Source organism: Streptomyces sp. ISL-1 (assembly GCF_018614585.1).
GTDB lineage: Bacteria > Actinomycetota > Actinomycetes > Streptomycetales > Streptomycetaceae > Streptomyces > Streptomyces maoxianensis.
Genome location: NZ_JAGGOI010000068.1, coordinates 1 through 5,056 on the forward strand (window position 1 = coordinate 1; position 5,056 = coordinate 5,056).

6 protein-coding genes and 1 pseudogene are annotated in these 5,056 nt (G+C 65.2%); 3 read left to right on the forward strand and 4 right to left on the reverse strand.

What is annotated here, in order from left to right:
• Together J7E87_RS33790 and J7E87_RS33795 are read right to left on the reverse strand one after the other, a co-directional pair.
• A partial coding sequence (locus tag J7E87_RS33790) for a hypothetical protein (RefSeq protein WP_215098482.1) occupies positions 1-397 on the reverse strand: 397 nt, incomplete at its 3' end.
• Positions 394-1,224: an IS5 family transposase gene (locus J7E87_RS33795; RefSeq protein WP_215098483.1), complete on the reverse strand. Its 831-nt coding sequence runs from the start codon at positions 1,222-1,224 to the stop codon at positions 394-396. The genes J7E87_RS33790 and J7E87_RS33795, both read right to left, overlap by 4 nt.
• A 181-nt stretch (positions 1,225-1,405) precedes the next feature.
• Between J7E87_RS33795 and J7E87_RS35730 the strand changes: the two genes are divergently transcribed.
• From J7E87_RS35730 to J7E87_RS36320, 3 genes and pseudogenes are all read left to right on the forward strand, one after another.
• Positions 1,406-1,555, forward strand: coding sequence for a hypothetical protein (locus J7E87_RS35730; protein ID WP_251018400.1), 150 nt, complete (start codon positions 1,406-1,408; stop codon positions 1,553-1,555).
• A 20-nt stretch (positions 1,556-1,575) separates the two neighbouring features.
• Positions 1,576-1,671, forward strand: a pseudogene (locus tag J7E87_RS36315) (DUF4158 domain-containing protein); the annotation flags it as partial.
• 169 nt (positions 1,672-1,840) lie between these two features.
• The gene (locus J7E87_RS36320; protein ID WP_215098484.1) at positions 1,841-2,212 is read left to right on the forward strand and encodes a hypothetical protein; all 372 of its coding nucleotides are present in this window, start codon (positions 1,841-1,843) and stop codon (positions 2,210-2,212) included.
• Positions 2,213-2,398: 186 nt separating this feature from the next.
• On the opposite strand, the gene J7E87_RS33810 is transcribed toward J7E87_RS36320, so the two are convergent.
• Together J7E87_RS33810 and J7E87_RS33815 are read right to left on the reverse strand one after the other, a co-directional pair.
• Positions 2,399-3,028, reverse strand: a complete 630-nt coding sequence (locus J7E87_RS33810) for a hypothetical protein (RefSeq protein WP_215098485.1) — start codon at positions 3,026-3,028, stop codon at positions 2,399-2,401.
• Between the two features lie 87 nt (positions 3,029-3,115).
• A complete protein-coding gene (locus J7E87_RS33815) occupies positions 3,116-4,708 on the reverse strand; it encodes a hypothetical protein (RefSeq protein ID WP_215098486.1) in 1,593 nt (530 codons plus the stop codon).
• Positions 4,709-5,056: the final 348 nt, after the last annotated feature.

Sequence of the window (5,056 nt, forward strand, 5' to 3'; positions counted from 1 at the left end):
CGGGTTCGGGTTCGATGAGGATGCCCCGGCTGACCAGGCGTTTCAGTTTGGAGCGGATGCCTTCGGTGTTCTTCGGGAGGATCGGCAGGTCGAGCACCTGGCAGAGGTCGCGGGCGCGCATCGGTCGGCCCGCGTCGGCCAGGGAGGTGAGGATCTGCTGGTAGGCGGGGTGGTCCGGGATGTCGGGGCGGTCCGGCCCGGTGGCGGGTGAGGGCAGCGGGAGAGTGAGGAGGGTCTTGCGGGTGATGCGCAGGTTCTCGCTCTCCGCGTCGAGTTCGCCGAGTTGCCGGGTGAGTTCTTCGATGCGGGCCCGGAACTGCCCAACTTGGTCGGCCAGTTCGCGCTCGCGGGTTTCGATGTGTTCCAGGATGGCTTTGACCTGTGGGTTCTCGCTCATGCGGTCCTCCAGGAGGCGATGGTGGCTCCGGTGAGGCGGCGGCTCATGACGGAGGTCATCGCCCACAGAACGCGGGAGCGGGAGGAGGCGGGGCGGTGTTCGTAGTCGCGTACGAGACGGCGGTAGAACATCAGGATCCCGTTCGTCTGCTCCACGATCCACCGCTTGGCCTGCGGGACGAAGCCCTTGTCGTCCGGGTTGCGCTCGACGATCTCGACGTCGATGCCCACGTTCTTGCCGTGCTCGACGACCTTCTTCTTGAAGCCCTGGTCGACCAGGGCGTTCTTCACCGTGTCGCACTGCTCGGTGACACCGTCCAGCAGGGCGATGCCGGCGGTGTTCTCGTGCGCGGAGGCGGGCAGGACGACGCAGTCAATGACGAGGCCCAACACGTCCACGGCCAGGCATCTCTTCCTGCCCGGCACCCTTTTCGCGGCGTCCCGGCCCGTCGTCGTGGCCGGGACGCCGACGGCCACGTGGATGCTCTGCGTGTCCAGGACCACCAGGCTCGGGTCGGCTAATCGTTTCCGCTTCTCCCGCAGCTGCCAGCGCAGCAGGTCGTGAATGTCCTGGTCGGTGCCCTCGTCGCGCCAGAGGTAGAAGTAGTACTTCACCGCTCCGGGTGGGGGCATGTCATGGGGCAGGAACTCCCACTGACAGCCCGTGCGGTTCTGGTAGAGGATCGCGTTCACGATCTCCCGCATCGCGTACTTCCCCTGATGCCCGCTGACCGACGGATGCCGGGCCTTCCATGCCGTGATCACGGGTTCGACGAGCTCCCACTGCTCATCGGTGAGATCGCTCGGGTACGGCATGCGCATGCTCATGCCATAACTCAAGCGAACCCCGAACTCCTGACCGGCAGCGATGCCCCAACGTCACACCATCGAGCGATGACAAGACCGACGGAACGCCACATCCCGCACTTTGAGAGCACCCAGCCCGTCACCCGTTCGGCTCGGTGTCGTTGGTCGTGATGTTGCTGTCGTCCGGGGCCTGGGGTGGGTTGTGACCTTGATCGAGCGGACCGCGTGTCCGCGGTTCAAGCGGCTGATCACCGCGCATGAGCTGCATCTGTTCTTCTCGCCGACTCGCGATGAGGTGGAGTGGGCGGCCGATGCCACGGATGGTGATGAGCATCTCTGGCCCTGCTGCTGATGCTGAAGTCGTACCAGCGCATGGGCTGTTTCCCGGCGCTGGAGGAGGTCCCGGAGCAGGTGGTGGAGTTCGTCCGGCGGCAGGTGGAGCTGCCGGAGGGCACGCTGCCGGTGTACCGGGCGGAGAGGACCGCCAAACACCACCGGGGCCTGGTCCGCAAGCAGGTCGGCGTGAAGTACGACCAGGCCAAGGCACTCCCAGGGGATCGCCGAGCAGTCGATCCGCAAGGAGGCCGCGGCGAAGAACCGCCCGGCGGACCTGATCAACATCGCGCTGGAGAAGGTCGTGGAGGCCGGGCTGAAGCTGCCGGGGTTCTCCACCTTCGACAAGATGGCCTCGAAGATCCGCACCGAGGTGAACGCCTCGATCCGAGCGGGCATCCACGACCGCATGAGCGCCGCTCAGCGGGCGGGGCTCATGCGGTTGCTGGAGGAGCGCGACGGCGACGGGACGACGCTGTTCAACCGGTTGAAGAAGCCCGCCAAGGGGCCGGCCTGGTCGCACTTCAAGAACCTGGCCAAGCGCCTGGAGCGGGTGGACGGGCTCGGTGACACGTCGGTGTGGATGGAGTCGCGGTGGCCACGGGGAAGATCACCGACTTCGCCGGGGAGGCGGACGCGGCGGACGCCTCGAAGCTGCGGGACTACGCACCCGTAAAGCAGGTCGCGCTGATCGCGTGCCTGACGCACAAGGCGAGGATGCGGGTCCGCGACGACCTGGCGACGATGTTCTGCAAGCGGGTGGCCACGAAGATCAAGAAGGCCAAGGTCGAGCTGGAGGAGATCCGGCTCGCCGAGCGGGAGATCGTTGAGTCCGGAGGCGGCCGGTGTCGCTACGCGGCGGTCAACGAAGCGATCTGCTCCGCGAGACCTGCGTCGCTGCCGTCTCCGCCAGGACGATCCCCGAGGCCCAGCCGCCAGCTGTCTCGACGTCGTCCAGGGATACTCCCGTCGCTGCGGCGATAGCGCGCTGCGCGAGATCGTTGTACGCACGGTCGGCGATCTCCGTCGAGATGCCTTGGCCATCGGGGAGGAACCCGGCCGCGGTGAGTACAGCCGAGATGGGCGGGCTCATCTCGCCCCATCGGATCCCGCTATCGAGCGCCATGCCGCCCCACCTGTCGTCGAGGTCCGCGTACAGCAGCTCGAGACGGTTGGGATTCTTGAAGACGGTCATCGCGGGATACTCGGCGCTGCACAGCTCGAGGAGAACGGACCGTTCGGCTCCCACGAGTCCCGTGTAGCCACTGGTCTCGATGATGATGCTCCAGCCAGGGTGCACGCGGCCGGCGACGAGAAGAACACCGTCTTCAGCAAGGCCTTCGTCTTCTTCCTCGCGGAGCGCATCGAGCGGGTTCTCGATGGGGCGGATGGAGACGGCTTCCATAGCCTGCAGCGCCTCGAGCGGGGGCAGCGTGGTGAAGGTGAACGACCAGCCGCCGAAGTAGCCGTCGAGGGTCTGCATCAGGTCCACGAGGCCTCCGGCGAGAACGGGAACGGCGCTCCTCGATGTTCGAGGAGCGCCGCTCATCATACTTTCCGGGTGTGACAGTCCTGTGGGCTAGAAGTCCACGATCTGCACGTAGTACCGGTCGTTGCTGTTGGCCGGGTCTGGGAGGGTGTCATCCCACGCGAGGATGCGGTGGTTACGCACGTAGTTCATCAGCGTGTTGCCGGCAGACCGGTTCTGGCTGAGGTCGACGGGATACACGGAGAAGTCCCAGTCCGGGCTTGAAGCGCCCTCGCGCGTGGAACGGAACGGGTACTCGTCGCAGTCCTCGACGCCTGGCTCAGGCCGCAGGGAGAGCGGCAGGCCGGTGGTGGAGTACTCGCCGGTCGAGGTGCACGCCTGGTCCTTGTGGGAGGTGTTGGCGTTCATCGTCGTCAGGTGGAAGTTCTCGTGCAGACGGTGCAGGCCGGCCGCATAGTAGTCGCCGGCTACGTACTTACCGGGGATGCTCTTCAAAGCGGCGCTCGTCGGGTACGTCGAGTCGGGCTGGTTCTGCGCCTTGTAGATGTGGTCGGCAACACCCTTGTGGGGGGAGTCTGCGGCGCGCGAGTACATCATCCGCGGGATGGTCTCGATGAATACGCAGCCCTTCTGCCAGTCCGCGTAGATGTAGGTGGCGGAGTCGCAGCGCACGAGACGGCGGGAGAGTGAGGCGCGGGACTCGGAGCTGTAATCGCCGGTGTCGGTGTAGAACTCGACGTGGGTGCCGTGGGCGCCGAGCTTGTCCCGACCGAGCCCGTACATCGCGTTGCTGTTGGCGTTCCAGTTGTACCAGGTGTCGATGCTGTTCCAGTTCTCCCACGTCAGCGTGATGGGGGAGCCGGTCGCCGAGCAGCTGGTGGTATTGCCGAAGCAGTTCCCGATGACGGTCAGATCAACGCCGGGGGCGGTCCAGATGTTGTCCCACCAGCCCCAGTCGTAGGTGACGGAGTCCTTCTGCATCTTGGCGAACATGCGGGTGGACCGGTCGTTGTTGTACTGCTGGGTGTACAGCTGCACGAGGCCGGTGTTCGTGCCCATGTACTCGCGGGCACCGGTCTTGGAGTCGACCTCGTAGTACTTGGCGATGAGCTTGGTGCGCCCGCATGCGGTGAAGCGGTCGATGACCGCGTCGAACTCTGCGGTACCGCCGAAGCACAAGGCTTCCAGGGTGGCCGGCGGGGTGGTTCCGACCGGGTAGCCGACAGTGCTCTCGTTGAGGTCGTAGGAAGCGGCGAGGCTCATGTTCATCTTGCTGCCGTCGCCTGCGGTCGCGGTCTGCGCTGCCTTGCCGAAGTCCTTGTAGGGCTTGGCGTGGGCTTCCTTGACACTGTCCGCGGCCTGCTTGTAGGCGTCGGCGAGCGTCATGGGCTTGCCGCTCTGCCGGTTCGCATCGGCAGGGCGCTTGCTGGTCTGTTTCGGTTTCTCGAGCGGCTTGTTCGCCTTGACGCGGTCGCGTGCCTTGCCGATCTGCTCCTGGGTCAGGTCGACCGTCATGGTGATCTCGCCGTTCGCCGTGGTGGCGTACTGCGGTTTCAGGGTTTTGGTCTGTGCGACCGGGGTGACGGTGTCCTGTCCCGTGGCCGGGGTCTGCTGGGGGAAGACCCCCGCAAGGGTAGCTGCCGCACCAATTGCCGCGCATATGAGGGTAGTACGTTTCTTCACGCTTGTGCTTCCTGGTAGGAGATGTGCTCCCCGTAAAAGAGATCATCACCGTAACGGTAATGATCAAGGTTTAATCGAGGAAGCCGTGCAGAGCACGTGAACAGCGACGTGACGGTCCTTCACAGTCCCTGCGCGTCACGGAGTTTGGGGTGCTGACAACATGTGGGGCAGGCGCTGCATTGGCGGTCCTGTCGGCCGATCACCTCAAGCCCAGGCACACCACCACCATCGGACCACCAGGAAATGACATACCTGCGAAGAAGGTCCGCATAGCCGTCACTCAGCGGCAGTCGCGTTGGGCCGCATGCGGCCTTTCCTGTCGACGATGAGCTTGATCCTTAACCTCGG

What these genes read in the sequence shown, in the direction of transcription:
- J7E87_RS33795 (WP_215098483.1), bottom strand. Translation starts at nt 1,224, where the DNA reads ATGAGCATGCGCATGCCGTACCCGAGCGATCTCACCGATGAGCAGTGG.